This window comes from Microbacterium sp. 16-032, from assembly GCF_041079455.1.
In the GTDB taxonomy this organism is placed as follows: domain Bacteria; phylum Actinomycetota; class Actinomycetes; order Actinomycetales; family Microbacteriaceae; genus Microbacterium; species Microbacterium testaceum_A.
In genome coordinates, this window is the sequence record NZ_JBFYGQ010000001.1 from 192,399 (window position 1) to 216,850 (window position 24,452).

Annotated in this window: 23 protein-coding genes; 7 read left to right on the forward strand and 16 right to left on the reverse strand. The window is 71.6% G+C overall.

Annotated features, from left to right (window positions below):
* The first annotated feature begins 237 nt into the window (after positions 1 to 237).
* Positions 238 to 1,215 carry an acetylxylan esterase gene (locus AB6V31_RS00745; RefSeq protein WP_369363416.1) on the forward strand — a complete coding sequence of 326 codons (978 nt, stop codon included), beginning with the start codon at positions 238 to 240 and terminating at the stop codon, positions 1,213 to 1,215.
* 13 nt (positions 1,216 to 1,228) lie between these two features.
* On the opposite strand, the gene AB6V31_RS00750 is transcribed toward AB6V31_RS00745, so the two are convergent.
* Complete coding sequence (locus AB6V31_RS00750) at positions 1,229 to 1,789, reverse strand: acyl-CoA thioesterase (protein ID WP_056228042.1); 561 nt, start codon at positions 1,787 to 1,789, stop codon at positions 1,229 to 1,231.
* Between the two features lie 142 nt (positions 1,790 to 1,931).
* Between AB6V31_RS00750 and AB6V31_RS00755 the strand changes: the two genes are divergently transcribed.
* Positions 1,932 to 2,438 carry a GNAT family N-acetyltransferase gene (locus AB6V31_RS00755; RefSeq protein WP_074694718.1) on the forward strand — a complete coding sequence of 169 codons (507 nt, stop codon included), beginning with the start codon at positions 1,932 to 1,934 and terminating at the stop codon, positions 2,436 to 2,438.
* Between the two features lies 1 nt (position 2,439).
* Positions 2,440 to 3,216 (forward strand): coenzyme F420-0:L-glutamate ligase, encoded by a 777-nt coding sequence (gene cofE / locus AB6V31_RS00760; protein ID WP_056224481.1) that lies wholly within the window; start codon positions 2,440 to 2,442, stop codon positions 3,214 to 3,216.
* 115 nt (positions 3,217 to 3,331) lie between these two features.
* On the opposite strand, the gene AB6V31_RS00765 is transcribed toward cofE, so the two are convergent.
* Genes AB6V31_RS00765 through AB6V31_RS00785 form a run of 5 tightly spaced genes read right to left on the reverse strand, consistent with a single transcriptional unit; the run spans position 3,332 to position 7,358 of the window.
* Positions 3,332 to 3,928: a CbiQ family ECF transporter T component gene (locus tag AB6V31_RS00765; RefSeq protein WP_369363420.1), complete on the reverse strand. Its 597-nt coding sequence runs from the start codon at positions 3,926 to 3,928 to the stop codon at positions 3,332 to 3,334.
* The gene (locus AB6V31_RS00770) at positions 3,922 to 4,605 is read right to left on the reverse strand and encodes an energy-coupling factor ABC transporter ATP-binding protein (RefSeq protein WP_369363422.1); all 684 of its coding nucleotides are present in this window, start codon (positions 4,603 to 4,605) and stop codon (positions 3,922 to 3,924) included. Before AB6V31_RS00770 ends, AB6V31_RS00765 begins: the two co-directional genes overlap by 7 nt.
* Positions 4,602 to 5,687 (reverse strand): thiolase family protein, encoded by a 1,086-nt coding sequence (locus tag AB6V31_RS00775; protein ID WP_056228044.1) that lies wholly within the window; start codon positions 5,685 to 5,687, stop codon positions 4,602 to 4,604. The genes AB6V31_RS00770 and AB6V31_RS00775 overlap by 4 nt, the downstream gene beginning before the upstream one ends.
* 4 nt (positions 5,688 to 5,691) lie before the next feature.
* Positions 5,692 to 6,765, reverse strand: a complete 1,074-nt coding sequence (locus AB6V31_RS00780; RefSeq protein ID WP_369363424.1) for an AMP-binding protein — start codon at positions 6,763 to 6,765, stop codon at positions 5,692 to 5,694.
* The gene (locus AB6V31_RS00785) at positions 6,762 to 7,358 is read right to left on the reverse strand and encodes a biotin transporter BioY (protein ID WP_056224490.1); all 597 of its coding nucleotides are present in this window, start codon (positions 7,356 to 7,358) and stop codon (positions 6,762 to 6,764) included. The genes AB6V31_RS00780 and AB6V31_RS00785 overlap by 4 nt, the downstream gene beginning before the upstream one ends.
* Before the next feature lie 54 nt (positions 7,359 to 7,412).
* Here AB6V31_RS00785 and AB6V31_RS00790 point away from each other — a divergent pair, with 54 nt between their 5' ends.
* On the forward strand, positions 7,413 to 7,967 hold the full coding sequence (locus AB6V31_RS00790) for a TetR/AcrR family transcriptional regulator (RefSeq protein WP_056224492.1): 555 nt from the start codon (positions 7,413 to 7,415) through the stop codon (positions 7,965 to 7,967).
* A gap of 34 nt (positions 7,968 to 8,001) precedes the next feature.
* On the opposite strand, the gene AB6V31_RS00795 is transcribed toward AB6V31_RS00790, so the two are convergent.
* The 3 genes from AB6V31_RS00795 to AB6V31_RS00805 all read right to left on the reverse strand — a co-directional run bounded on the left by AB6V31_RS00795 (position 8,002) and on the right by AB6V31_RS00805 (position 11,747).
* Complete coding sequence (locus AB6V31_RS00795; protein WP_369363427.1) at positions 8,002 to 9,375, reverse strand: cytochrome b/b6 domain-containing protein; 1,374 nt, start codon at positions 9,373 to 9,375, stop codon at positions 8,002 to 8,004.
* Positions 9,376 to 9,993: 618 nt separating this feature from the next.
* On the reverse strand, positions 9,994 to 10,971 hold the full coding sequence (locus AB6V31_RS00800) for an electron transfer flavoprotein subunit alpha/FixB family protein (RefSeq protein ID WP_369363429.1): 978 nt from the start codon (positions 10,969 to 10,971) through the stop codon (positions 9,994 to 9,996).
* Entirely contained in the window at positions 10,971 to 11,747 is a 777-nt protein-coding gene (locus AB6V31_RS00805) for an electron transfer flavoprotein subunit beta (RefSeq protein WP_369363431.1), read from the reverse strand. The genes AB6V31_RS00800 and AB6V31_RS00805 overlap by 1 nt, the downstream gene beginning before the upstream one ends.
* A gap of 177 nt (positions 11,748 to 11,924) precedes the next feature.
* Here AB6V31_RS00805 and AB6V31_RS00810 point away from each other — a divergent pair, with 177 nt between their 5' ends.
* Entirely contained in the window at positions 11,925 to 12,452 is a 528-nt protein-coding gene (locus AB6V31_RS00810; RefSeq protein WP_369363433.1) for a MarR family winged helix-turn-helix transcriptional regulator, read from the forward strand.
* 109 nt (positions 12,453 to 12,561) lie between these two features.
* Here the strand turns inward: AB6V31_RS00810 and AB6V31_RS00815 are convergent, their stop codons facing one another.
* From AB6V31_RS00815 to AB6V31_RS00825, 3 genes are all read right to left on the reverse strand, one after another.
* The gene (locus AB6V31_RS00815; RefSeq protein WP_056224502.1) at positions 12,562 to 13,350 is read right to left on the reverse strand and encodes an enoyl-CoA hydratase-related protein; all 789 of its coding nucleotides are present in this window, start codon (positions 13,348 to 13,350) and stop codon (positions 12,562 to 12,564) included.
* A 217-nt stretch (positions 13,351 to 13,567) separates the two neighbouring features.
* Positions 13,568 to 14,746, reverse strand: a complete 1,179-nt coding sequence (locus AB6V31_RS00820) for an acyl-CoA dehydrogenase family protein (protein ID WP_369363434.1) — start codon at positions 14,744 to 14,746, stop codon at positions 13,568 to 13,570.
* An 80-nt stretch (positions 14,747 to 14,826) separates the two neighbouring features.
* Positions 14,827 to 15,561: a VIT family protein gene (locus tag AB6V31_RS00825; protein WP_056224507.1), complete on the reverse strand. Its 735-nt coding sequence runs from the start codon at positions 15,559 to 15,561 to the stop codon at positions 14,827 to 14,829.
* Between the two features lie 150 nt (positions 15,562 to 15,711).
* Here AB6V31_RS00825 and AB6V31_RS00830 point away from each other — a divergent pair, with 150 nt between their 5' ends.
* Complete coding sequence (locus AB6V31_RS00830) at positions 15,712 to 19,458, forward strand: choice-of-anchor I family protein (RefSeq protein WP_369363437.1); 3,747 nt, start codon at positions 15,712 to 15,714, stop codon at positions 19,456 to 19,458.
* 109 nt (positions 19,459 to 19,567) lie between these two features.
* Here the strand turns inward: AB6V31_RS00830 and AB6V31_RS00835 are convergent, their stop codons facing one another.
* The gene (locus tag AB6V31_RS00835) at positions 19,568 to 20,299 is read right to left on the reverse strand and encodes a Type 1 glutamine amidotransferase-like domain-containing protein (protein WP_369363439.1); all 732 of its coding nucleotides are present in this window, start codon (positions 20,297 to 20,299) and stop codon (positions 19,568 to 19,570) included.
* Positions 20,300 to 20,407: 108 nt separating this feature from the next.
* On the opposite strand from AB6V31_RS00835, the gene AB6V31_RS00840 reads away from it, so the two are divergent.
* Positions 20,408 to 20,842: an N-acetyltransferase family protein gene (locus tag AB6V31_RS00840; protein ID WP_369363441.1), complete on the forward strand. Its 435-nt coding sequence runs from the start codon at positions 20,408 to 20,410 to the stop codon at positions 20,840 to 20,842.
* Positions 20,843 to 20,953: 111 nt separating this feature from the next.
* Here the strand turns inward: AB6V31_RS00840 and AB6V31_RS00845 are convergent, their stop codons facing one another.
* The 3 genes from AB6V31_RS00845 to prpB form a co-directional block, all read right to left on the reverse strand.
* The gene (locus AB6V31_RS00845) at positions 20,954 to 22,132 is read right to left on the reverse strand and encodes an acetyl-CoA C-acyltransferase (RefSeq protein WP_369363443.1); all 1,179 of its coding nucleotides are present in this window, start codon (positions 22,130 to 22,132) and stop codon (positions 20,954 to 20,956) included.
* Positions 22,132 to 23,316, reverse strand: a complete 1,185-nt coding sequence (locus tag AB6V31_RS00850; protein WP_369363445.1) for a bifunctional 2-methylcitrate synthase/citrate synthase — start codon at positions 23,314 to 23,316, stop codon at positions 22,132 to 22,134. Before AB6V31_RS00850 ends, AB6V31_RS00845 begins: the two co-directional genes overlap by 1 nt.
* Before the next feature lie 142 nt (positions 23,317 to 23,458).
* The gene (prpB, locus tag AB6V31_RS00855) at positions 23,459 to 24,358 is read right to left on the reverse strand and encodes a methylisocitrate lyase (protein ID WP_369363447.1); all 900 of its coding nucleotides are present in this window, start codon (positions 24,356 to 24,358) and stop codon (positions 23,459 to 23,461) included.
* Positions 24,359 to 24,452: the final 94 nt, after the last annotated feature.

The following is a 24,452-nucleotide window of genomic DNA, read 5'->3' on the forward strand; positions in this document are numbered from 1 at the left end:
GCGGGGGCCGGCGCGACGTGAGCATCTCAATGTGAGCGCTCACTATCCGCAATATTGGAGGCGGCTGGGAATGCTGTCAAGGATGATTTGCAACGTTAGACCGCAGAAGCGAGAAGAATGTGAAGCCTCACATTCGTTGCCAACGACGCGGAATCCACGCGCGCTGAGCGGGGGCCGCCGCCCCCGGTGACGCCACCCGTTGCTACTGTCGGTTCGCCCCGGACACCAGGAGGAACCATGGCCGTCACCTTCACCGACATGCCGATCGAGCTTCTGCGGGCCTATCGCCCCACCCTCGAGGCACCGGCCGATCTCGAGGCGTTCTGGGAGACCACGATCGCCGAGGCGCGCGCTGCGGCTCGGCCCGCCACCCTGACCCCGATCGACGCCCCCGTGCGCGCCCTGAGCGTCTCGGACCTCACCTTCACCGGCTTCGACGGCGACGAGATCCGCGGCTGGGTCGTGCGCCCGCATGGCGACGCGCTCCTGCCCGCCGTCATCGAGTACATCGGTTACGGCGGCGGCCGCGGCCTGCCGGGAGAGCGTCTGAACTGGGCGACCGCCGGCTACGTGCACGTCATCATGGACACCCGCGGCCAGGGGTCGACGTGGAGCGTCGGCGACACCCCCGACCCCCACGGCTCCGCGGCCGCTTTCCCCGGCGTCATGACGCGCGGCATCCGGGATCCGCACGACTACTACTACCGCCGCCTGTTCACCGACGCCGTGCGCCTGGTGGACGTGGTGCGCGAGCTCCCCGGGGTCGATCCCTCGCGGGTCGCCGTCACCGGCGGCAGCCAGGGCGGCGGGCTCTCGATCGCCGCGGCGGCCCTCGCGGGCGAGGCGGTCGCGGCGGTCCTGCCCGACGTGCCCTTCCTGTGCGACTTCCCCAACGCCATCACGCGCACGCCCTCGGCACCGTTCACCGAGATCACGCGCTATCTCGCGGTGCATCGTGACGACACGGCGAGCGTGCTCCGCACCCTGTCGTACGTCGACGGCGCGATCCTCGCCCGACGCATCACCCAGCCCGCGTTCTTCTCGGTGGCGTTCATGGACGACGTCGTGCTGCCGTCGGGCGTCTTCGCCGCGTTCCACGCCCTCGCGTCGGACGATGCGGCCATCGAGGAGTATCCCTACAACGGCCACGAGGGCGGCGGGCACCGCCACTGGATGAGGCAGGTGGCCTGGCTCGACGCCCGCTTCGGCATGTGATGGCGAGCCCGCGTCACTCCCAGACGCTGGGCGCCGGGCGCTTCGTCGACGGGAGGGCCGAGCCCGCCGCCCAGTCGTGCACCCACGGCTCGATGTCGGGCAGGCCCTCGGGACGCCCGACCGCGGCGAACAGCTCGTCGTGCGGGACCGTGCCGCCCGTGCGACGGAGGATGCGCGCGCGGATCATCGCGCGTGCGTAGATCTCGCCCTTCACCAGCGCGCGGTGCTCGAGGTACACCGCCCGATCGTCGTGGCCGATCAGTCGCGTCTCGAGCTCGAAGCGCTGCCCCAGCTCGAGGGAGCGGCGGAACGTGATCGTCTCGGCGGCGACCACCGCGTACCAGCCCTGCTTCGTCATCGCCGCGAGGAGTCCCGTGCGGGTCAGCAGGTCCCAACGCCCGAGGTCGAAGAGCGACAGGTAGCGGCCATTATTCATGTGCCGCAGCAGGTCGATGTCGGTGGGCAGCACCCGGATGGACATCCGCGCGACGGTGTTGGGGTCGAGGGGGCCTTCACGACGAAGGCGACGGCGGGCACGAGCGAGCACCAGCAGGGTGCGCCAGAGGACGTTCACGAGGGGCGAGCGTAGCGATTCGACCACGGAACGGCGATGTCGTTGTGCGTCATCGACAACTCCGGCGCGGCGGCGCATAGCGCATCCGATGGCCGATCCGCCCCGATTTCACCCGCGCCGACGCCCCGCGTAGAGTCGCGCCATGACTGCGGAAGCCCGAACCGACATCGTCGTCCGTCCGGTAAGAGATGTGGATGCCGAGGCCCTCGGTCGCGTGCACGCCACCTGCTGGCACGAGACCTACGACCACCTGATCAGCAAGGCCGCCCTCGAGGCCGTCTCGCCTCGTCGCATGGCCGAGCTCTGGACCCACTGGGCCGCCCAGGGCGAGGACTACCGCATGCACGCGGCCCTCGTCGACGGCGAGATCGTCGGCTTCGTCGGCTCGGGTCCGGCCCGCGACGACGACGCTCCCCGCGAGCGCGAGCTGTACTTCATCTACCTGCTCGACGCGTACCACGGCACCGGCATCGGCCAGCAGCTGTTCGATGCCGCGATCGACGGAGGCGAGGGCGCGTACCTGTGGGTCGCCGACGACAACCCGCGCGCCCACCGGTTCTACCAGCGCAACGGGTTCGCCCTCGATGGTGCCTCGCACACCGAGCCCTTCCTCGGTGAGGAGCTCACCGAGGTGCGCTTCGTCCGCTGACGTGCTGCAGATCTGGGCCCTCGACGGCATCCGCGAGATCACTCCGGGCGATGACCTCGTCCAGGTGATCGTGGATGCCGTCTCTGCGCGCGCGGACGACGACGGCGCCCTGCGCGACGGCGACATCGTCGTGGTCACCAGCAAGGTCGTCTCGAAGGCCGAGGGACGCGTCATCCGCGCCGACGACCGCGAAGACGCCATCACGCGCGAGACCGTGCGTCTCGTGGCATCCCGCACCTCCCCCACCGGGCACGTCACGCGGATCGTCGAAAACCCGCTCGGCATCGTCTCGGCCGCCGCCGGGGTCGACGCGAGCAACACCCCCGAGGGCACCGTGCTGCTGCTGCCGGTCGACCCCGACGCCTCGGCCCGCGCCCTCGCGACGGGGCTACGGGCCGCGACCGGAGCGCACGTGGGCGTGATCGTCACCGACACCCTCGGGCGCGCGTGGCGCGAAGGCCAGACCGATCACGCGATCGGAGCCGGCGGCATCCACGTGTTCGAAGACCTCCGCGGGACGACGGATGCCGAGGGCCGCCCCCTCGTGGTGACCCTGCCCTGCGTCGCCGACGAGATCGCCGCCGCCACCGACCTCGTCAAAGGCAAGGCCGCGCGCCGACCGGTCGCGATCGTGCGCGGACGCGCCGACCTCGTGGGCGACCTCGACCTGCCCGGCGCCCGCTCGATCGTGCGCGATCCCGCGCGCGACATGTTCCGCCAGGGCGCCGACGAGGCGTACGCCGAGGGCTTCGCCGCGGGGCGGGCCGCCGCGGGCTGAGCGCGGGCCGGGCAGCGGTCGCGGGGCGGTCGCGTCGGCGAGATCACCCCGGTTCGGGTGCACCGCACCGACCGGTCGAGCGGCGCCTGCGGCCCCGGCGAGACGGAGCGGGCCGTCAGCGTACCCCGCGGGCCGCGAGGGCTTCACCGAGCTGATCGGCATGCCGCAGTGCGAGCACGAGGAACGGCAGGACCGCGACACGGAGCGACGGTCGCACACCCCGCGCCCGCTGCGCCTCGCGCACCTCTGCGGCCAGTCGCGCCAGCACGGGGATCGTCGTCATCGTCACCGCGAGCAGCAGCGCCGTGCGCTCGGCATCCACTCCGATCCTCCCCAGCGGAGCGAGTCCGCGCTCGAGGGCGTCGAGCATCGCCTCCGCCCGCGTTGTCAGCGGCAGCAATGCCGCAACGAGGAGAGCCGCCGCCACACGCGCCGTGTTCGCGACGGCGGGTTCGACGCCGAGGAAGATCAGCTGCCCCGCGGCCGTGACGACGACGACCCAGCGCAGGGCCCACGCCTGCCGCCAGAACTCCCGCGCCCCGACGCCCGAGGCCACGACGCACGCCAGCGCGACCGTCACCGCGACCCCCGCGGCCCACAGGGTGGTCGGCAGCATCGCGATGGCGAGAGCGATCGCGGCCACCGCGAGCATCTTCGGACCCGCGGGCAGGCGATGCACGATTCCCGTCGCGGGTCGGGAGCCGCTCAGCATGCCAGCGACTCCTCGTACCGGTCGACGACCCCGGATGCCGCGCCCGCGGCGACCACGCGACCGTCGGCGAACAGCACGGCCGCGTCGCACCGTCGAGCGAGGACGAGATCGTGCGTGACCACGAGGGCGCGGTGCGAACCGTCACCGAGCAGATGGTCGGCGATCCGGCGGGCGTTCCGGTCGTCGAGGAAGGCGGTGGGCTCGTCGGCGACGACCAGTGCGGGGTTTCGCACGAAGGCACCGCAGAGAGCGAGGAGCTGCTTCTGCCCGCCCGACAGGTCGAATGCCGGACGGTCGGCGAGCTCGGCCAGACCGAACCGTTCCAGAGCGGCGCTCACGCGCGCCGCTCGCTCGCCCCGCGCGAGTCGTTCGGGGCGGAGCGAGAAGGCGACGTCGTCGGCGACGACCGGCATGACGATCTGGGCGTCGGGATTGCTCAGCACGAGGGCCACACGACGACGGTGGGCCGCGGCATCCCGAATCGGATCCTGGCCGAGCACCTCGAGCGAGCCCCGGGCACGCGGCACGAGACCCGCGACGACCCGGGCGAAGGTCGACTTTCCCGAGCCGTTGTCGCCCACCACGGCGATGGTGCGCGCATCGAGATCGAGGGTGACATCGTTCAGGACGGCCCGGCCGTCGAGGCTGACGGTCAGGTTCGAGCAACGAAGGGTCATCGCACGACCTCGAAGACCGCCGCGACACCGAGCCCCCCGCCGACCGACGCCGCGGCCAGTCCGATCGTCCCGTCCGCGGCCCCCGCACGCACCAGCCGGGCGAACAGTCGCACCACCGCGACGGCCCCGCTCGCGCCCCACGGGTGCCCGAGAGCAAGCGCTCCGCCGTCAGCGCAGACGCGCGGGTCGTCGTCACGGAGCCCGACGCGCGACAGCACGGCGATGCTCTGCGCGGCGAACGCCTCGACGAGCTCGATCGCGGCGAGGTCCCCCGCGGCGTGGCCCGTCCGTGTGAGCACGGCGGCGATGGCGGGAGCCGCCCCGAGACCCGGCAGAGCCGGATCGCTCCCCGTCATCACGGCAGCGCGAAGGGCGAGGCCGGGGCCGGCACCCGCCGGGGCGACCATCACAGCCGCCGCCCCATCTCCGATCCGGGTCGAGGATCCGGCCGTCACCGTGCCTCCGTCCACGAGAGGGACGAGTCTTCGCAACACCCGAGGGGACACCCCGGCCCCCTCATCGCGGGTCAGTCCGCCCACCGGGACGATCTCGGCCCGGAACCTCCCCTCCCTGTCGGCGTTCGCGGCGCGCGCGTGGCTGCGGCCCGCGAAGACGTCCTGACGCTCGCGAGTGAGCCCGTCGTGCCGCGCCAGGTCGTCGGCGGCCCGCACCATGTCGGGGTCGGCGAAGCCCGCCGGAGCGAAGGGAGCACGCGTGTACGGCACGCCTGCGAGCGCGCGCAACGGCGCGGTCGACGCGCTCTCCACCCCACCCGCGAGGCGCGCGATCCCGTCCACCCGCACCGCGTTCGCGGCATCCACGATCGCCGCCAGCCCGCTACCGCACTGCCGGTCGACGGTGCCGCCGGGCACGTGCGGACCCAACCCGGCCGCCAGAGCGGCGAGACGCCCGACGTTCCCGCCTGGCCCGGCGCAATTGCCCATCACCACGTCGGCGATCGGAAAGTCCCGAGCATCGCCCGCGACCGCCGACACCACTGCGGCACTCAGTGCGGTGACGTCTTGGTGGCGGAGCCCACGTCCCCGCAGGGCGAGAGGCGTGCGGCGTGCAGCGACGATCACCGGGTCACCCACGATCCCGTCCCGTCCCGGCCGCGATCCGCTCCACGTCGGCGCGCGCGGGCTTGCCCGAGAGCGTGCGGGGGATCGTGCCGAAGAACCACCGCCGCGGCCGGTGGGCGGGGACGAGCCGGGCGGCCGCCTCCCGCCGCAGATCGTCGGGGCCGGTCCCCTCCACCTCGACGAACGCGGCGATGAGCGCACCGACGCCGGGGCGCGGCATTCCGAACACGACGGCATCCCGTACTCCGGGGATGCCGCGCAGCGTCGCCTCGACCTCGTCGGGGACGACCGTCGCCGACGCGCTGAGGATCGCCCCGTCTCGCCTCCCGCGCAGGTGCAGGCCGCCGTCCCTCACCTCGGCGCGGTCGCCCACGGTGGCCCACCCGCCCGCGCGCTCGAGAGGTCCGCCCGCGCCCAGATACCCGAGGGCCACGAACGGCGAACGCACCCACACCTCGCCGCCTCGCACATCGAGCTCGACGCCGGGAAAGGCCCGGAGCCCCTCGCCCGAGTCGATCGCGACGAAGGACAGCTCCGCGGCACCGTAGTACGACACGACCTCCACACCCGCGACCGCGGCTCGCGCGCGCAGAGCCGGGTCGAGGCGCGACCCGCCTACCAGCGCGCGTCGCGGAGCCCCACCGGCATCCAGGAGCGCGCGCAGGCCCTGAGGGGTCGCGTGAACGCACGTCGCGTCGACGTCGGCCCCCAGAACGGGGCGGGGACCGCCGGCGAGCGCGTGCGCGAGGGAGAAGAGCGTCAGGGATGCCGCCGGCGGAGCGGGCAGCGCGATCGAATCGTCCGACCCCGCGTCGAGAAGCGCCGCAACGGTCGCGAACGACGAGCTCCACGATGCGGCCGTGCGCAGCACCACGCGCGGGGCGCCGCGGCTTCCCGAGGTGAGCGTCGCCCAGGCCGCGTCGGCGGGCACCTCGTCCTCTCGGATCAGCGCCTCGACGTCGTGGCGCTGCGCGGCACTCCATCGGGGATCGGCGACCAGCACGGCCCGCCCGGCCGCACGGACCTCGGCGATGCGATCGAGAAGCCCGGGTGCGTCACCGTCGACGACGGTGATCACGCGGAGACGGCCTCCGGTGCGTGCGCGCCGAGCCTCCACGTGCGGCGGAAGCCCCGCGGATAGGCCCGGACCAGCGCGACGACGATCGCGGTCGCCACCGCAGCCTTCAGCAGGTCGCCGGGCAGGAATACGAGGCTCGTCAGGGCGGTCTCGCCGAGGGGAAGCCGCGTCACGAGGCTCTGCACCGGGATTCCGACCGCGTAGATCGCCACAACGCCGCCCGCGACCATCGCGAGAGCCGTCCGCCACAGCACGGGCCGCCGACCGCCCGCGTGCACCAGCATGCCGATGACCGCCGCGCCCAGGATCCACCCGAGTGCGTACCCCGCGCTCGGCCCGAGGAACACCGCGATGCCGCCACGACCGCCGGCGAGCAGCGGGAGCCCGACCGCGACGAGCGCGAGCAGCACGGTGACCGAGAGCGCGCCGAGCCACGGCCCGAGCACGGCCCCCGCGAGCATCACGCCCAGCGTCTGAGCCGTGATCGGCACGCCGCCGAACACCGGGAAGCTGCCCGGGAGCCCCAGCACGGCGATGAGCGCGGCGAAGACGGCGACGCGGGCGAGGTCGGTGGCGTCGAGGGTGCGAGTCATGAGGGGGCCTTCCTGAACGATGTTCACTGAACGGCGTTCACTATACTCATCCGCATGGCACCCCGAGGGCATACGGCTGACGACGTCGCGCGCACCGCTCTGCAGATCCTCGACGACCACGGCCTGCCCGACCTCACGATGAGACGTCTCGCGACCGCCCTCGACGTGCAGGCGAGCGCCCTCTACTGGCACTTTCCGAACAAGCAGTCCCTGCTCGCGGAACTGTCCGACCGGATCGTCGGGCGCATGGCATCCGGCCCCTCCGTCGACCTCGCGGCAGAGGCCCGCGCCCTGCGCGAGGCCCTCTTGGCCTACCGCGACGGCGCCGAAGTGGTCTCGAGCACGTTGGCCATGGGACTGGGGTCATCGCTGCCGCACGACCGACTCGCGGCGACCGTGACCGCTGAGGGATTCGACGACGAGACCGCCCGCCGCGTCGCGACCACGGTGCTGCACTACGTGCTCGGCTTCGTGTGGCACGAGCAGCAGCGCCTGCAGTACGACAGCGCGGGGGCTCGCGCGGGCGCGGCGGGCGGACTCGCCGACGACGATTTCGCCTCGGGGGTGGACCTCATCGCCGCGGGGTTGCGGGCGCGCGGACGCGTCTGACGCGCCGGCGGGGCGGTCTCGACCCGCGACGGCCTCAGCGCTGCTTGACCTCGCCGAACAGGCGCGCGATCGGCACGAGCACCGCCGGCCGCGCCGCCACCCAGGCCGCGGCCATCACGACGAGCGAGGCGGCGAAGATCAGCAATCCGGTCGGGTCGCTCGTGTAGGCGGCGGGGTCTTCCGATCCGCGCGCGGCGTACATGTGGTTGAGGTTGCGCAGCGCCCCGGTGGCCAGCACGAGCGCGACGTGCACGACGATGAACGCGACGAAGAAAAGCATCGTGGGGAAGTGCACCTTGCGCGCCCACTCGGCTGGGTACAGCTTGTTGAGCCGCTCGGCGTCCTTGGGCCACACCCCCGACAGGCGCACGCCGCTGATGATCGCGAGGGGCGCGGCGACGAAGGTGATCACGAAGTACGACAACTGCTGCAGGCTGTTGTAGTTCACCCACCCGTTCTCGGTCGGCCAGTCGAGAGAGGCGTACTGCAGGGCGGCCGACAGCGCATGGGGGAAGACCTCCCACGACGTCGGCACGATCCGCATCCACTGCCCCGTCACGAACAGCAGCACGACGAAGACCACGCCATTGGCGATCCATAGGATGTCGAGCGCCTGGTGGAACCATAGCGCCAGGCTGATCCGCCGCTTCTTGTTGTTCCGCGGCGACCAGAACGCCGCCGGTCGCTTCTCGCGCCGCACCTGCCACCCGGTGCGGATGATCAGCAGCAGGAAGAAGCTGTTGAGGAAGTGCGACCAGTTCAGCCAGGCCGGAAGACCCACGGGCGCCGACGCGGGCAGGTGGTACTCGCCGGGGAACGCCGCGAGGAACTCCCGCCCGGGCCCGATCGCGAGAACGAAGCGCGCGATCAGCACGGCGATGCCGACGAGAGCCAGCGCGAAGACACCGAGCACCGCGGTCGAGCCGAGCAGCTGCGCGGGTGAGAAGTCGGCGAGCCGTGTCTTCGCCCCGGCACGCGGCGGGGCGGTCGGACGCTTCTGCGCGAGGGCGGGCGGCGTCACGCGGTTGCGGGCCGCGGCTCCCGGCCAGACCGTTCGCGGAACGGTGAGGGGCGGGCGCGGGGATGCCACGGCGTCGTTCGCCGACGCGGCGGGGCTCACCTCGTGGTCGTCGATCGAAGCGGTGGACGCCGCCACCGTCTCGCCGGAACGCGCCGCCGTCCCCGCTTCCGCGCCGGAGTCGGTTCCGCTCACCGTCGCGGGCGCCAGCGTCTCGGCATCCGCTCCAGACTCGGGTGCGCTCACCGACATCGCACGAGCGGGCTCGACGTCTCCGATTCCGGCGCGATTCTCCTCTTCGGCAGCGGCGGGCTGCGCGGCAGAGGGCGGAATGGCGGATGCCGGCGGCCAGGGCGCTCCGCCGGGCTCGCGCGGGAGTCCCCGACGCACGCCGGTCGACTCCTCGCCCACCGGGGTCGCGGAATCCGATCCAGGAGCGGACGCGTGGGCATTCCGGGCCTCGGGGCCGGATCCGCTCGCCCTCACGGGCGCCGGGGTGCCGGCATCCGCTCTCGAATCCGATCCACGCACCGGGATCGGGCGCGCGGGGTCGGTCGATCCTGTCCCGGCGCGATTCCCCGATGCTGATGCGGCACCGGGACGCTCCGCGATGGGCGGAACGGTGGATGCCGGGGGCCACGGCTCCCCGCCGGGCTCGCGCGGCAGCCCGCGCCGCACACTCCCCGCCGGAGAATCCGCCGCGGCCGGCGCAGGCGCGGTTGGCGCCTCGGCCGCCGGCGACCCGGGAGCGGGCGACGCCTCGGCCTCGGGCGAGGCAGGAGCGGCCGACGCAGAGGCAGGGGCTTCGGACGGCTGCACCGGATGCGCACCCACGGGCGCCTCGGGGGCGGATCCGTCGCGCGGACCCGCATCCGTCGCGCTCGCGACCGCATCCGTGCCCTCCGCCCCGTCGCCGACTGCGGGCGCGTCCGAGGCCGCGGGCGGCCAGGGCTCCCCGCCGGGGGTGCGCGGCAGCCCGCGTCGCGGGGTGCGGGGTGTGGACGCCATCTACTCTCGGGAGGACTTCTTCTGGGCGTCGAGCGCGCTGATGAGCTGCGGGACGACGGTGAACAGATCTCCGACGATACCGAAGTCGGCGATCTCGAAGATGGGGGCTTCCGGGTTCTTGTCGATCGCGACGATCGTGCGCGCGGTCTGCATGCCCGCGCGGTGCTGGATGGCCCCCGAGATGCCGAGCGCGACGTACAGCCGCGGCGACACCGTGACCCCGGTCTGCCCGACCTGGGCGGCGGCGGGCACGTAGCCCGCGTCGACCGCGGCCCGCGAGGCGCCGACCGCAGCACCGAGAACATCGGCGAGCTGCTCGACGAGCGCGAAGTCCTCGCGCGAACCCACGCCTCGACCGCCGGCGACGACCGCCGCGGCCCCGCGCAGTTCGGGACGCGACGAGGCGACGGCGGTCTCGGCGAACCCTTCGATGCGGGCGTGGGGAGTTCCGGATGCCGCGACCTCGAGGCTCTCGACCACGAGCGGTCGCGCGTCGAGACGTGCCTCGACGGAGCCGGGGCGGAGCGTGGCGGCGAGGGGGCCGAAGGTGGGAGCCCCGTCCACGGTGAAGGCCCCACCGAAGGCCGCGTGATGGGCGACGACACCGAGGTCATCGCGGCCGACGCCGACGACGTCGGTGGCGAGGGGCATGCGCAGGCGCGCGACCAGGCGCGCGAGCGCGTCGCGCGACTCGACGGCGTGCGAGGCGAGCACCAGATCGGGATTCTCTCTCGCCACCGCCGCGGCGAGCGCGTCGACGACCGGACCGGTCAGGGCGTCGGCGTCCGTGACGGCGGTGAGCACGCGCGTCGCGCCGAGCGCGGCCGCCTCGGACGACGCCTTCTCGAGGGAATCGGCGGTCGAGGCGACCAGAGCGACGGGGTCTCCGACGGTCGCGGCGGCGGCGAGCAGGCCCGGAGCGGAGGCGGCCAGCGCCCCGCCGGGCAGCACCTCGAGCAGCACGAGAGCGGTGGCCATCACGCCACCCCCTCGGCCACGAGGAAGGCCGCGAGTCTCTCGCCCGCATCTCCCTCGTCCACGATCTTCGTGCCGGACGCGCGCGGCGGCCTCTCGGCGACGGAGAGCATGATGTACCGCGCGACCGCGGGATCCTCGACCTCGACGCCGAGTTCGGCGGCATCCAGGGTCTCGTACGGCTTCTTCTTGGCCGCCATGATTCCCTTGAACGTCGTGAACCGCCCCTCGGGCATCGCCTCGGTGATCGACACGACGGCCGGAAGCTCGGCGGACACCCGCATGGTCCCCGCGTCACTGACACGGTCGCCCGAGACGGCGTCGTCGGACACGTCGAGGCTCGACAGGGCCGTGAGCTGCGGAACGCCCAGCAGCTCGGCGACCATCGCCGGCAGCACGCCCCCTCCGCCGTCGGTCGACAGGTTCCCCGCGATGACCAGATCGAAGCCGGTGCGCCGGATGGCCGCGGCGAGCACCTCGGCGGTGAGCATGAGGTCCGCCCCGCGCAGAGTGTCGTCGACCACGTGCTCGGCCGAGGTCGCCCCCATCGCGAGGGCCTTGCGTACGGTCGCGGTCGCGGTGGCCGGCGCCATGGTGACCACCACGACCTCGGTGCCCGTGTGTCCGTCGGCGTAGGCCAGGGCGGCCTCGACGGCCCGCTCGTCGATCTCGTCAAGCACGGCGGCAGCGCCCGCGCGGTCGGTCAGCCCGGTCTCGAGGTCGAGCCGGCGCTCACCCCAGGTGTCGGGCACTTCTTTGATCAGGACCACGATCTTCATCGACGGGGCTCCTTCGGTGAGGGGGCGGATGCCGCGACCCCGCGGCAACGGGAGAGTTCAGGGCGCGTGGTGGTCGGTGGCTCCAGCCGCGAACGCCAGGTCCCCGAGCCCGTCGAAGCGACCGGATGCCGCGTACCCGAGCCGCGCGAGCGGTACCGTGAATCGCGAGGAGGACCGATGACGCGACGACTGCCTGTCGACCCGATCGCCGAGGCGAAGCGCCAGTGGCTCGCGCACGGCTGGCACGACGCCGCCGACGGCATGACCGTGGTGACCTCGGTGATCCGCGCGCACCAGCTGTTGATGGCGGCGATCGACCGCGCGCTCAAGCCCTTCGACCTGTCGTTCTCGCGCTTCGAGATGCTGCGGCTGCTCGCCTTCACGCGAGAGGGGCGGATGCCGATGGCCAGCGCCATCGCGCGCCTGCAGGTGCATCCGACGAGCGTCACGAACACGGTCGAGCGGCTCGCTCGCGACGGGTACGTGACGCGCGAGCCGCATCCGACCGATGGCCGCGCGGCGTTGCTCGCGCTGACCGAGGAGGGGCGGAAGCGAGTCGATGAGGCCACGGACGCGCTCAACATCGTGTTCGCCGACCTCGGCCTCGACGACGACGACGCGACGGCGCTCGTGCGGATCATCGCGCGCTTCCGCAAGGGTGCGGGCGACTTCGCCGACCCGGCTCCCGTGCCCGATCCGCTCTGAGCCGGCGCGATCCCTGGCGCCGCGCTCCGCGATGCGCGCGGGCGGGCGGACGACAGCGCACCGCCGCGGGCGTTCTCACCCGCGACTCGCTCCCGCCACCCGCGCCCGCTCATCGGTGCGTGAACGACGGCGCGCGCTTCTCGCGGAACGCCGCCATCCCCTCCTTCTGATCGGCGGTGTCGAACAGGGCCGCGAAGGCCTGGCGCTCGAACCGCACGCCCTCGGCGAGGGTCGACTCCAGGGCGACGTCGAGCGCCGCCTTCGCCGCGTACAGCGCGGGCAGCGGCTTCTCGGCGATCGTCTGCGCGACCTTCTCGGCCTCATCGAGCAGGTCGGCCGACGGCACGATGCGCGAGACGAGACCCGCCCGTTCGGCCTCGGCGGCGTCGATCATGCGGCCGGTCAGCACGAGCTCGGCGGCCTTGTAGTACCCCAGGGCGCGCACGAGTCGTTGCGTGCCGCCCATGCCCGGGATCACGCCCAACTGCACCTCGGGCTGGCCGAACCTCGCCCGATCCGAGGCCAGGATCACGTCGCACATGAGGGCGAGCTCGCATCCGCCGCCGAGGGCATACCCCGACACCGCGGCGATCACCGGAGTGCGCACGGCGGCGAACCGTGACCACGCGCCGAAGTGGTCGGTGAGCATCATGTCGAGACCCGACTTCTGCTCCATCTCCTTGATGTCGGCGCCCGCGGCGAAGGCCTTCTCGCTGCCGGTCACCACGATCGCCCCGACACCGTCATCGGCGTCGAAGGCTTCGGCGGCGGCGACCACGTCGCGCATCGACTGCGTGTTGAGGGCGTTCAGCGCCTCGGGCCGATCGAGAAAGATCCACCCCACGCGCCCCCGCTGCTCGACGCGGATCGTCTCGTATCCGGCATCCGGCTCGGTCATGGTGACTCCCGTCGTCTCGAGTGATGGTCGCAGCGGTTTCGCCCGCCCTCGAATGCTCGCACGCCCCACCGACATCGATCGAGGGTCTTGCCGCGGCGCGTCGGCGTCGGCGCTGTCCGCGGTGGCGTCGGCCGGGTTCGGGGCGGATCCTGCCGTTCGGGGCAGGGAATTCACGCCCCGAGTGACGGAATCCGCCCCGAACCGAACACGGCGCACCTCACGCGGAGAGGACGCTGCGGCCGACGATGAGCCGCATGATCTCGTTGGTCCCCTCGAGGATCTGGTGCACGCGCAGATCGCGCACGACCTTCTCGATGCCGTAGTCCTGCAGGTAGCCGTAGCCGCCGTGCAGCTGCAGCGATTCGTTGGCGACGCGGAAGCCGACGTCGGTCGCGAACCTCTTCGCCATGGCGCACCGGGTCGCGGCATCCGGAGCCTTCGCATCGAGCGCGGTCGCCGCATCGCGCACGAGCAGTCGCGCGGCTTCGAGCTCGGTCGCCATGTCGGCCACCGCGAACACGACCGATTGCTTCTCGGCGAGGGCTTCGCCGAACGTGAAGCGCTCGTGCACGTAGGAGATCGCACGGTCGAGCGCCCAGCGCGCCCCGCCGATCGAGCACGTGGCGATGTTGAGGCGGCCGCCGTTGAGGGCGTTCATCGCGATCGAGAAGCCGCGCCCCTCACCGCCGAGCAGATTCTCGGCGGGAACGCGCACCTCGTCGAGGATCACGGGGCGGGTGGGCTGAGCGTTCCACCCCATCTTCTTCTCGTTCGGTCCGAACGACAGCCCCTCGGCGTCGGCGGGAACGATGAAGGCGCTGATCCCGCGTGCTCCGGGCTCCCCGGTCCGCGCCATGACGACGTAGACCGACGCCTCGCCGGCGCCCGAGATGAACTGCTTGACCCCCGTCAGCACGTAGGTCTCGCCGTGCCGGATGGCCGAGGTGGCGATGGCCGCGGCATCCGACCCGGCACCCGGTTCGGTGAGGCAGTAGGCGCCGAGGTCTTCCATGGCCACCAGCGACGGCAGCCACCGCTCGCGCTGCTCGGCGGTGCCGTACGTGTCGATCATCCACGCCACCATGTTGTGGATCGTGATGTAGGCCGTGACCGTCGGGTCGCCGTAGGCGAGCTCCTCGAAGATCGCCACCGCGTCGGCACGCGACAGCCCGGCGCCGCCCACGTCGTCGTTGACGTAGACGCCGCCGAGACCCAGCTCCCCCGCGCGGCGCAGCACGTCGCGGGGAAAGTGCTTCTCGGCATCCCATTCGAGGGTGTGCGGGGCGAACTCGGTCGCGGCGAAGTCGCGCACGGCGTCGAGGATGGCGTCGCGCTCGTCGGAACTCAGGGTGCCGGTCGACGGGGCGTCGAGCGCGGGAGCAGGGGTGGTGTCCATGCGGCTCTCCTTCGGAAGGCGACGGCGTCGTCGCTCCCCTCAGATTAGCTGGACGTCCTACTAATTGATAGAGGTACCGACTACGAGGCGGAGACCCCGAACAACGCACCGACCGCGTAGGTCGCGGCGAGCGCGAGCGCCCCGCCGATCACCGTGCGCAGCACCGCCCGCCCGCGCCGCGCCCCACCGAGCACGGCGGCGACGTAGCCCGTGATCGCGAGCGCGATGAGCACGGCGACGAAGGTGAGCGGAACGCGGATCTCGACCGGCGCGAGCAGGATCGTCGCGAGCGGCAAGAGGGCGCCGATGGTGAAGGCGACCGCCGACGCGAAGGCCGCGGCCCACGGGCTCACGACGTCTTCGGCGTCGATGTTCAGCTCGACCGAGAGGTGGGCCTTGAGGGCGTCGGATGCCGTGAGCTCGTTCGCCACGCGCGTCGCGGTGTCGCGAGACAGACCCTGCGCCTCGTACATGCCCACGAGCTCGGCGAGCTCGGCCTCGGGATCTTCGGCGAGCTCGCGCTTCTCTTTCTGAATGAGGGCGTGCTCGCTGTCGCGCTGGCTCGACACGGAGACGTACTCACCGAGCGCCATCGAGATGGCGCCACCGACGAGGGCGGCGAGACCCGCGACGAGCACCGGACCGGTGTCGCTCGTGGCGCCCGCGACACCGACAACGACCGCGGCGGTCGAGACGATGCCGTCGTTGGCGCCGAGCACGCCGGCGCGCAGCCAGTTGAGTCGTTGGGAGAGTCCCTGGCGGTGGGGCTCATCGGGGTGCGCGCCGGGGGCGGCCGCCGAGACGTTCTCACTCATGGGACGAGCGTAAGACCGCCCGGAGGCATCGGGGACCCACGCCGGCGCGTTCCCTCCCCGTTCACCGGGTCGTCACGAACTGCAGGCAAAATCCACAAGATCGCGCCGCCCGCGCGGGTCGCTCCCCCACCCGAACCCGAGGACACAGCCATGCCTTCGACCTTCCTCCGCCGCGCCGCCGCGTTCACCGCGACGACCGCGGCGGTGTGCGCGCTCGCCCTGTCGAGCGCCACCGCGGCCTCCGCCGCGATCGTCCCCCAGCCCGTCTCGAACAGCGCCGCCGGTGCCGCCCTGTCGGTCACTCCGGTCGGCTCCTACGACACCGGCGTCTACAAGGAATCCGCGGCCGAGATCGTCCAGGCCTACCGCGACCGCCTCTTCGTCGTCAACGCGCAAGCCGGTACCGTGACGGTGCTCGACAACAGCGACCCCAAGAAGCCGGTCAAGCTGTTCGACATCTCCTCGAACGGTGTCGCCAACTCGGTCGCCGTCCGCGACGACGGCCTCGGCGTCATCGCCTTCGAAGCGACCACGAAGACCGATCCCGGTCACCTCGTCTTCTTCGACGCCAACAAGACGGATGCTGCGAGCGCGAAGCTCGGCGAGGTCACCGTCGGCGCTCTTCCCGACATGGTGACCTTCTCGAAGGACGGCTCCTACGCCGTCGTCGCCAACGAGGGCGAGCCGGCGGCGGACTTCTCGGTCGACCCCGAGGGCTCGGTCAGCGTCATCGCGCTGTCGTCCGCGCTCTCTGCCCCCGCGCAGAGCGCCGTCAAGACGGCGGGCTTCCGCGCCTTCGAGCCCGGCGGGAGCAAGACGCTCGACTCCAAGGTTCGCGTGTTCGGCCCCGACGTCGCCGCCCCGAACCAGGGTGCCGAGCCCCTGTCGACCAACCGCGTCTCGCGCAACCTCGAGCCGGAGTACATCACGACCGACGGCACCGTGGCCTACGTCACCCTGCAGGAGAACAACGCCGTCGCGACGGTGGATCTCACGAAGGCCGAGGTGACCGGCATCCTGCCCCTCGGCTACAAGGACTGGGGCACCGTCGGACTCGACCCGAGCGACAAGGACGGCGCGAACATCCGCACCGTCGCGGGCCTGAAGGGCCTGTACATGCCGGACGGGATCGCGTCGTACTCGGCGACCACCAACGGCAAGGCGGCGACGTACCTCGTCACCGCGAACGAGGGCGACGGCCGCGAGTGGGGCACGTTCACCGACGAGGCCCGCATCAAGGACCTCGGCAAGAACGGCCTCGGCGCGGTCTGCGCCACCTCACCGCTGGCCGGCCGCTCGGCCGACACCGACCTCGGTCGGCTGAAGGTCGTGGCCGACCTCGGCAAGACCGCCGACGGCTGCTACAGCGAGCTCTACGCCTACGGCGGCCGCTCGTTCTCGATCTGGGACACCAAGGGTGCGCTCGTCTTCGACTCGGGCGACCAGTTCGAGCAGAAGCTCAAAGAGGTCGCCCCGCAGCTGTTCAACGTCTCGAACGACAACAACACCGTCGACGACCGCAGCGACGACAAGGGCCCCGAGCCCGAGAACGTCACGATCGGCGTGGTCGACGGTCGCACCTACGCCTTCATCGGCCTCGAGCGCGCGGGCGGCGTGATGGTCTACGACATCACCGACCCGACCACGGCGACGTACGTCACCTACGTCAACAACCGCAACGCCGCAGCCGACGTCAAGACGGCCGCCGCCGGAGACCTCGGCCCCGAGGGCATCGCCTTCGTGTCGGCCCTGCGTTCGCCGACCGGCGTGCCGCTGCTGGTCACCGGCAACGAGGTCTCGGGCACCACCACCGTGTTCGAGGTCCGCCCGACGCAGCCGAAGACGCCCGACCTGCAGATCCTCACGATCAATGACTTCCACGGTCGCCTGCTCCAGGAGACCGGGGGCGTCGCGGGCGCAGGCGTGCTCGCGGGGGCGGTCGAGAAGTACCGCCAGCAGAACCCGAACACCCTGTTCGTGTCGGCGGGTGACAACATCGGCGCGAGCGCCTTCGAGTCGTTCATCGACCAGGACACCCCGACGATCGAAGCCCTCCGGGCCGCGACGCTCGATGTCAGCGCGGTGGGCAACCACGAGTTCGACCGCGGCTTCGCCGACCTCACCGGACGAGTCATCCCGGCTTACGGCAACAACTCGGGAGCCCTCAGCGACTTCGCCCTTGGGGCCAACGTCTACAACAAGGGCACGAAGACCCCCGCTCTGAAGCCGTACACGATCAAGCAGGTCGGCAACACAAAGGTCGCGTTCGTCGGCACCGTGACGCCCCAGACCGCGGGCATGGTCGACCCGTCGAAGATCACCACGATCGAGTTCGGCGACGAGACCGAGGCCATCAACCGCGAGGCGAAGAACGCCCGAGCGGCGGGTGCCGACATCGTCATCGTCCTGGTCCACGACGGCTCCGAGAGCACCAACTGCACCACGATCGCGACCGAGACGACCGACTTCGGCGCCGTCGTCCGCGGCGCCTCGGCCGATGTGAACGCGATCGTCTCGGCGCACACGCACCAGAAGTACTCGTGCACCATCGGCGGTCGCTCGGTCATCCAGACCGGCTCGTACGGCACGAACCTCGGCACGCTCGACATCGACCTGAACGCGAACGGCACGCTCGCCTCGATCACGCCGGGTGTGCGCGCGCTGCTCGACCCCGCGGTGACGCAGTACATCGCCTATCCGCAGGCGGCGACGGCGAAGGTCGTGGCCGAGGCCAAGGCCACCGCCGACACGAAGGGCAAGGTCGAGGTCGGCACGATCACCGCCGATATCACCCGCGCGAAGAACGGCTCCGGAGGTGAAGACCGCGGCGCGTACTCCACCCTCGGCAACACCGTGGCCGACGTCTACCTCTGGGCCGCGAGCGAGAACCCCTCGTTCAATGGACAGGACGCACAGATCGCGTTCATGAACCCCGGCGGCCTGCGCGCCGACCTGCTGTACGGTTCCGACAACGGTTCGGTCTCGTACCGCGAGGCGGCGAACGTGCAGCCCTTCGGCAACACCCTGGTGACGCTCTCGCTCACGGGGGCCCAGCTGAAGCAGGTGCTCGAGCAGCAGTGGCAGCCCTCGGGTGCCGCGCGACCGGTGCTCGCGCTCGGCGTCTCGAAGGGCTTCACCTTCGAATACGACCCGAACGCCGCCGCCGGCTCGCACATCACATCGGTCCAGCTGAATGGAAAGGCGATCGACGAAAAGGCGTCCTACCGCGTCGTGACCAACTCGTTCCTGGCGGCCGGCGGCGACAACTTCACCGCCTTCGCACAGGGCACGAGCAAGGCCGACTCCGGTCAGATCGACCTGCAGGCCACCGTCGACTTCTTCACCGCGAAGAAGACCATCGCCCCGTCGCCGCTGGGTCGGGCCTACCTGACCGGCACGAAGCCCGTCGACGAGGGAACTGCCACGCCGACGCCGACCCCGACCCCGACCCCGACCCCGACGACGAGCCCCACGGGTCAGCCCGGCGGCACCCCGACGTCGTCGCCGTCGACCTCGGTCACGGTGAGCGCGAGCGCGACCCGCGTCGAGCAGGGCGTCTCGTTCACGGTCACCGTCTCGGGGCTGAACGCGGGCGAGCAGCTGACGGCCACGCTGAACAGCACGCCGATCGTCATCACCGGCATCCCGGCCGCCGATGCCTCGGGCACGGTGACCTTCCGGGTGAGCGTGCCCGCGGCTCTCGAGCCCGGCGCGCACACGGTCGTCATCGCGCGCGCCGACGGCACCGTGCTCCCCGCGCTCGCGATCCAGGTCGCCCGCGCGGGCACTCTCGCCGCGACCGGGGCACAGGGCCCCTGGGGCATCGCCCTCGCGGGCGGCATGCTCGTGGTCGCGGGCGGTCTCGCCTTCGCACTGCGCCGCCGTCGCACGGTCTGACGCTGGACAGCGGAACGGCCCTCACCCGATGGGGTGGGGGCCGTTCCCCTTCGCGTGAGGGGTCAGATAGTGTCGCCCGGACGCGCGGGAGGCGACGCTTATCGACCCCTCACGCGGGTGAGGCGTCTGTGCGGAGCACCTGGACATGGACTCCGGATGCCGCGGACTCGACGCGCCAGACCTGCCCACTGCCCCGGACGACCGGGGCCGCCTGCGCCGACATCACCAGGGCCGTGTTCTCGTCGATCGCCACACCCTCGGCGACGAGCCCCGCGTCGACCGCGGCCACGAGGCGCGACACGGTCCCCCACTGGGCGGCGTGCACGTCGACGGCGAAGTCCAGAAGCCCCAGGCCCGGGCGCACCTCGACCTCCTCGAGCTCTTCGGCCGCGTCTTCCGACACAACCTCGACTCCGCGCACGCGGTATCCGCCGACGAGCGCGGGCCCGGCGGCGATCGCCGATCCGGCCGAGAACCCCGCGTACGGGACTCCCTCGCGGACGCGGTCGGTCACGGCATCCCGGATCTTTTTGAATGCGTCCAGGTACGCCGGAGTTAGGCCGCCGCCCACGATCAGAGCATCGGCCTCGAGCGCCGCGGCCGCGAAGACCTCACCCTCGACGATCGACTCGACGCGGATCTCCGCCGCTGCCGCGCCCGCGCTCTCGAGCATCGCCGTGAAGCGCGCGACCGACGAATCGTCGTCGGCTTCGAGCACGAGCAGCAGCGCGATCTCGGGCGCGCGATCCGCGGCTCGCTGTCGCGCCTCGGCGACGAAGGGACGCAGCAGGTCGCCGCAGCGCGCGACATCGCGCCCGCCGCCCAGAAGGAACACGCTCATACGACAAGTATCCCGGGGCCGCGCCGCGCGTGAGTCGCCAGATTGTGTCGCTTCGACCGGCCCGCCGGCGACAGAATCTGTCGACTCACGCGGTTCTAGGCTTCAAGGGTGGAGTTTCGCCTGCGCCCGGCCGTCGCCGGTGACATCGAGTGGCTCGTCGAGCTGCGCGCCAAGGTGCTGCGCGCCGACCTCGAACGCCTCGGCCGCTTCGACGAACATCGTGTGCGCCAGCGCCTGCGCGACGGCTTCCACCCGGAGTGGACGCGCATCATCGTCGTCGACGGGGCGGATGCCGGCTCCCTCACGGTCCGGCCCGACGGAGCGAGCCGCTGGATCGAGCACTTCTACCTGGCATCCGCGCTGCAGGGTCGCGGCGTCGGCGGCGCCGTGCTGGCACAGGTGCTGGCCGAACCGCACGACGGCCCGACACGCCTGAACGTGCTGCAGGGCAGCCCCGCCCGCCGCCTCTACGAGCGCGCCGGCTTCTCTCTCGACTCCGAAGACGAGGTCGACGTGTTCCTGTCCCTCACGCCTCCCGCGTGAGGGGACGGACCGAACCCGCACCCCGCGTGAGGGGTCGTTTCCTGTCGCCTGGAGCGCGGCCAGGCGACACTTTCTGACCCCTCGCGCGAGCGCGCGAGCGCCCGCCCCGGGTCAGTACCGCCGCAACAACGCGGCGAGGGCCTGACCGCCGCCGATGCACATCGTCACGACCGCGTACTCGAGGTCGCGGCGCTGCAGGTCGAGGGCCGCGCGCACGGTGAGGATCGCGCCCGTCGCTCCGACCGGGTGGCCGAGGGCGATCGCCCCGCCGTAGGGGTTCACCTTCTCGGGGTCGAGGCCGCCGTCGCGGATGACCGCGACCGCTTGAGCTGCGAAGGCCTCGTTCAGTTCGATCACGTCGACGTCGGCGGGGGTGAGCCCCGTCTGCTCCCACAGCCGCTGCAGGGCGATGACCGGGGCGTAGCCCATGATCTCGGGGTCGACGCCCGCGGTGGTCACGGCCTCGAGGGTCGCCAGTCCGGTCAATCCGCGCTCGCGCACGTCGTCCTCGCGCATCAGCACCGTCGCTGCCGCACCGTCGTTGATGCCCGAGGAGTTGCCGGCGGTGACCGAGCCGTCCTTCTCGAACGCCGGTCGCAGCCCGGCCAGCGCCTCGAGAGTCGTCCCCGGCCGCGGGTGCTCGTCGACCGAGACCTCGACCGATTTCCGACCACCGGCGGTCACGGGCACGATCTCTTCCGAGAAGGCCGCGCGCGCGGCATCCGTCGCAGCTCTCCGCTGACTCTCGACGGCGAAAGCGTCCTGTTCTTCTCGGGAGACGGAGAATCGGGATGCCACGACCTCGGCCGTCGTTCCCATGTGCCGGCCGCTGAACGGGTCGGTGAGGATCGCGAGCGTGCCGTCGAGCAGCGTCCGGTCGCCGAGGCGGGAGTTGCCCCGCGCGCCGTACTCGAGGAAGGGCGTGCGCGACATGCTCTCGTCGCCCCCGGCCACGGCGACGTCGATGCCGCCCCACCGCAGTTCTTGAGCCGCCGACCAGATGGCTTGCAGGCCCGAGCCGCAGAGGCGGTTCACGGTGAAAGCGGGCACGCGCGTCGACAGTCCCGCGGCGAGCGCGACGCGACGCGCGTTGTAGGCGTCGGGGCCGTTCTGGGCGATGCAACCCATGACGACCTCGTCGACGTCGTCTTTCGCGACGCCAGCGCGACGCAGGGCCTCCGAGACCGCGACCGCACCGAGCTCGTACGCGTCGACGCCCGACAGGGCGCCGCCGAACGACCCGATGGGCGTGCGCGCTCCCGAGACGAGGACGATCTTCGGCGCCGACATCAGCCCGCTGCTTCCTCGGGGCGTGCCTGGGCCTCGAGGTCATCGGCATCCGGAACGTAGCCCTCGATGTGCCGTTCGTCGGCACCGACGTACTCCGACAGCGGCCGGATCAGCGCGTTCGAGGCCTGCTGCTCGCGGATGTGCGCGGTCCAGCCCGTCACGCGCGCCGCGACGAACAGCGGGGTGAAGGTCAGGGTGTCGAAGCCCATCAGGTCGTACGCGGGCCCCGAGGGGTAGTCGAGGTTCGGGTAGATGCCCTTGCGCTCGACGAACTGCGACTCGAGGGCGTCGTAGAGGGCGGCGACGTCGGGGCGGTCGTAGTGCTCCACCAGGGTGTCGAGCGCGGCCTTCATCGTGGGAACGCGCGAGTCGCCGCGCTTGTAGACGCGGTGGCCGAAGCCCATGATCTTGCGCTTCTCGGCGAGGGCGGTGTCGAGCCAGGGTCCGACGTTCTCGGCCGAGCCGATCTCGGTGAACACGTGCAGCACGGCCTCGTTCGCACCGCCGTGCAGCGGGCCCTTGAGGGCGCCGATCGCGCCGACGACGGCGGAGTAGAGGTCGCTGAGGGTCGACGCGATCACGCGCGCCGTGAAGGTCGAGGCGTTGAAGGAGTGCTCGGCGTACAGGATCATCGAGCGGTTGAACGCGTCGACGACGACCTCGTCCGCCTCCTCGCCGAACGTCATCCAGAGGAAGTTCGCCGCGTAGTCCAGGTCGTCCCGCGGTTCGATGAGCTCTTCGCCGCGGCGGCGGCGCTGGCCGTACGCGACCACGGCCGGCAGCTGCGCCCACAGGCGGATGCTGCGCTCGAGGTTCTCTTCGGGGGTGCCCACGGCATCCATCACGTTCGAGATCCCGGCCGTCTCGCGAGCACCGATGACGCTGACGGCGGTGCGCACCTCGTCCATCGGGTGGGCGCTCGTGGGCAGCAGGTCGATCGCGGCGCGGACGTCGTCGGTCAACGCCCGGTGCGCTCGCTCGGTCTTTCGCAGGTCGGCGAGCTGCGCGGCATCCGGAAGCTCTCCGTTCCACAGTAGAAACGCCACCGCCTCGAACGACTGCGTGGCGGCGAGCTCCTGCACGGGGTAGCCCCGGTACAGCAGGCTGTTCGTTTCGGGGTTCACCTTGCTGACGGCGGTCTCGTCGACCGTGACCCCGGCGAGGCCCTTCTTGATGTCGGTCATCGTCTCTCCCTTGAGTCGTGTGCGGTGTTCGTCCGGGGGCTCATGTCCCGATTTCGGTTGTCTGAGCCGTGTCCAGACGACCACTTTTGGGACATGGTTTGCGCATTTCGGGACATGGTCACCTCACTGGCCCTGCAGGGCCTCAGCGTTCGACGGTGAAGTCGAACACGTCGGCGTCGAAGCGGGTGTAGCCCTCGTAGTCCATGAGGTCGTAGAGGTCGGCGCGGTGCTGCATCTGTCCGAGCTGCTCTCGCAGATGACCCTCGGATGCCAGGGCGTCGAGGCCCCGACCCGCTTCGCCCATCGCGAGGCGCAGCAGCGAGACCGGCCAGATGACGAGGTTCACGCCGGCGTCGCGCAGCTGCTGCGTCGAGAACAGCTCGCTCTTGCCGAACTCCGTCATGTTCGCGAGGATCGGCACCTCGAGCGCCGAGCGCATCGCCTCGAACTCGCCGAGGTCGCGCATCGCCTCGGGGAAGATCGCGTCGGCGCCGGCGTCGACCAGGGCCTTCGCGCGGTCGATCGCGGCATCGAGCCCCTCGACGGCGCGCACGTCGGTGCGGGCCATGATGAGGAAGTCGGGGTCGCGCCGGGCGTCGACCGCCGCGCGGATGCGCTTGATCGCCGTGTCGGCGTCGACCACGCTCTTGCCGTCGAGGTGACCGCAGCGCTTCGGGTTGACCTGGTCTTCGATGTGGGTGCCCGCGAGCCCCGCGTCTTCGAGCGTCTGGATCGTGCGGGCGACGTTCATCGGCTCGCCGAACCCGGTGTCGGCGTCGATGATCGCGGGCAGTTCCGTCATGCGGGCGATCTGCTGTCCGCGACCGGCGACCTCGGTGAGCGTGGTCAGTCCGATGTCGGGCAGGCCCAGGTCGGCCGAGATGACAGCGCCCGAGATGTAGACGCCCTCGAAGCCCTTGCGCTCGATGAGTCGAGCCGACAGCGGGTTGAAGGCTCCCGGCATCCGGACGAGTTCTCCGGATGCCAGCTTCTCGCGCAGCGCGCGACGCTTCTGCTGAGCGGTGGTCTGGGCGTACAGCATCAGTTCTCTCCCGTACTCCGTGCGAAACTCCTGAAAAACCGTGCCGCAACGGGCGGGCTTCCGCGGAACCGTGCGCGTCGGGGCCCGTTGACTA